The organism is Pseudomonas wayambapalatensis (genome assembly GCF_049942315.1).
GTDB lineage: Bacteria > Pseudomonadota > Gammaproteobacteria > Pseudomonadales > Pseudomonadaceae > Aquipseudomonas > Aquipseudomonas wayambapalatensis.
In genome coordinates this window covers 1-2,982 of record NZ_JBNFMU010000201.1, presented here as the reverse complement: position 1 = coordinate 2,982, position 2,982 = coordinate 1, and the positions used below count along the sequence as shown (strand labels likewise).

General features: G+C 63.7%; 2 protein-coding genes. Both read right to left on the bottom strand.

Annotation, left to right across the window (positions count from 1 at the left end; translation table 11 throughout):
• Window positions 1-164: 164 nt before the first annotated feature.
• Window positions 165-1,802, bottom strand: coding sequence for a phosphoglucomutase (alpha-D-glucose-1,6-bisphosphate-dependent) (pgm, locus tag ACPZMI_RS16855; protein ID WP_186720424.1), 1,638 nt, complete (start codon window positions 1,800-1,802; stop codon window positions 165-167).
• Window positions 1,803-1,882: 80 nt separating this feature from the next.
• The coding region (locus ACPZMI_RS16850) for an ATP-dependent DNA helicase (protein ID WP_426352690.1) at window positions 1,883-2,982 on the bottom strand (1,100 nt) is incomplete at its 5' end.

Below are 2,982 nucleotides of genomic sequence, written 5' to 3'. Positions count from 1 at the left end.
AGCCGAGGAACGGCCGGGGTCGCGCTCGACTTTACGGGTTGTAAATGAGCATTCCGACCGGGCTGGCGCACCAGGCTGTTTTCAACGCAGCATCACCGAGTATCAAGGTTTTTCATACAGAGCCTAGGTTTACGACACCGGCGTTGCCGGTGATCGCAAGACAATCAGCTGATCGCCGCATCCACCAGTGCCTGGGCTTCCTGCACCAGGCGCTGCAGGTGCGCCTCGTCAACGAAGCTCTCGGCGTAGATCTTGTAGATGTCCTCGGTACCCGATGGACGCGCGGCAAACCAGCCATTGGCGGTCATCACCTTCAGGCCGCCGATGGCCTGACCGTTGCCTGGCGCATGGCTGAGGATCTGCTGGATCGGCTCGCCGGCAAGCTCGGTGGACTTCACCTGCTCAGGCGCCAGCTTGCTCAGCAGCGCTTTCTGCCGCGCATCGGCCTTGGCCTCGACCCGGGTGGCGTACGGCTTACCCAGCGCTGCGGTGAGGTCGGCATAGGCCTGGCTCGGATTGCGCCCCGTGCGTGCAGTCATCTCGGCCGCCAGCAATGCGGGAATCAGGCCGTCCTTGTCGGTCGCCCAGACGCTGCCGTCCAGACGCAGGAACGAAGCGCCCGCACTCTCCTCTCCGCCAAAACCAAGCGAACCTTCGAACAGGCCCTGGGCGAAAAACTTGAAGCCCACCGGCACTTCATGGAGCTTGCGCCCCAACCGCTCGGTAACCCGGTCGATCATGCCACTGCTGACCACGGTCTTGCCGACCGCGGCGTCGCTGCGCCAATGCGGGCGGTGGCGGAACAGGTAGTCGATGGCCACGGCAAGGTAGTTGTTCGGCTGCAGCAGGCCGTCACTGGTGACGATACCGTGGCGATCATGGTCCGGGTCGCAGGCAAAGGCCACGTCGAAACGCTCGCGCAGGCCGATCAGCCCTTGCATGGCGTATGGCGACGAAGGGTCCATGCGAATCTGCCCGTCCCAGTCGACGCTCATGAAGCGGAAGGTCGGGTCGACCTCGGTGTTGACCACTTCAAGGTTCAACTGGTATCGCTCGGCAATCGCCGACCAATAGCGCACGCCCGCGCCACCCAGCGGATCGACACCCAGGCGCAGGTTGGCTTTACGGATGACCTCGAAATCGATGACGTTTTCCAGGTCTGCCACGTAGCTGCTCACGTAGTCGTGACGCTGGGTAGTGGCAGCCTGCAGAGCCTGGGCGTAGTCAATGCGCTTGACACCCGCAAGACCTGCAGCCAGCAGTTCGTTGGCCTTGGCTTCGACCCACTTGGTCACATCGCTGTCAGCCGGGCCGCCATTGGGCGGGTTGTATTTGAAACCACCGCTCTGGGGCGGGTTGTGCGAGGGGGTGATGACGATGCCGTCGGCCAGACCCTGTTGACGACCGCGGTTGTAGCACAGGATCGCATGGGACACCGCCGGGGTCGGGGTGTACTCGTCGTCCTTGGACAAGCGCACCTGCACGCCATTGGCCGCCAGGACCTCCAGCGCGCTGGCGGTGGCCGGCGCCGACAAGGCATGGGTGTCAGCACCGATGAACAGCGGACCATCGATGCCCTTCTCCTGGCGGTACAGGCAGATCGCCTGGGTGATCGCCAGCACATGATACTCGTTGAAGCTCAACTCGAACGAAGTGCCTCGGTGTCCGGAAGTGCCGAAGGCCACGCGCTGCGAAGCGACCGCAGCGTCCGGGCGACCGGTGTAGTAGGCGGTCAACAGGCGGGGAATATCGACCAGCACGCTGGCCGGAGCCGGCTTGCCTGCCAAAGGGCTGAGCGTCATGCAGAACCTCGAGTTCAACGGATGTAGGTGTTGGAACGCGCAGTGTACTGGGAGTTGCAACGGCGCGCGATGGGGCCGGATCAGTTGGCGGCGGTATGCCACCAGCCAGGAAACATCTGTTGCACCCGCGGCTCACTGAAGCGCTCATCGATCAGAAAAAGCACGCCACGATCCTGGTCGCCCCGAATGACTCGACCAGCCGCCTGGATCACCTTGCGCACGCCAGGGTACAGGTACGCGTAGTCAAAACCGCTGCCAAACTGCCGGGCCAAACGTTGCTTGAACTGTTCGTTGACCGGATTGACCTGGGGCAAGCCAAGGGTGGCGACAAAGGCACCTATCAGCCGGGTGCCCGGCAGGTCCACTCCTTCAGCGAAGGCCCCGCCCAGTACAGCGAAACCTATCCCTCGCCCATCCGCCACGAAACGCGCCAGAAATCCCTCGCGTGCGGCCTCGTCCATGCCCGGCGCCTGCCGCCAGTGCGGCACCTCGGGGTGCCGTTCGGCGAACAGGGCCATCACCTGCTCCAGGTATTCAAAGCTGCTGAAGAACGCCAGGTAGTTGCCCGGCTGACGCTGGTACTGCTCGCCGATCAGCCCGACGATCGGCGCCAGGGACGCACTGCGCTGCTGAAAGCGGGTCGAAACCTCACTGACGATCCGCACCTGCAACTGCTCGGCGCGAAATGGCGCGGCCACGTCCAGCCAGGCGGTGTCTGCCGGCATACCCAGCAAGTCGGAATAGAAGCGCCGAGGCCCTAGCGTCGCCGAAAACAGGGTGACGCTGCGCGCCGCAGCCATTCGCGGGCCAAGCAGGCGCGCGGGCACCACATTACGCAGCGTCAGGGTTGCCAGACGACGGTTTCGCGGGCCGTTACGCAGGCTGACATCGAACAGGAAATGCTCATCGAACAGCTCGGCCACACGGCTGAACTGCAGGGCATGGAAATAGAACTGCAGGACCTGCGGTTCGACGTGCGCAGGCGCCTGCTCCATGGCCTCCTGAATCAGGCCAATGCACTGTTGCAACGCCCGCAGGAATGCCTCGGGCAATTGGTCGCTCGCCTGGTACGGTGCCCGCTGGGACTTGTACAACGCATTCCACTGGCGATTGAGACGCTCCAGAGCGCTGCTCAAGCCCGCCGGCTTGGCCTTGCGCAAGGCCAGCAGTTGCCCTTGGT

Coding starts and splice junctions, on each gene's coding strand:
- pgm (WP_186720424.1), bottom strand. CDS start 1,802: ATGACGCTCAGCCCTTTGGCAGGCAAGCCGGCTCCGGCCAGCGTGCTG.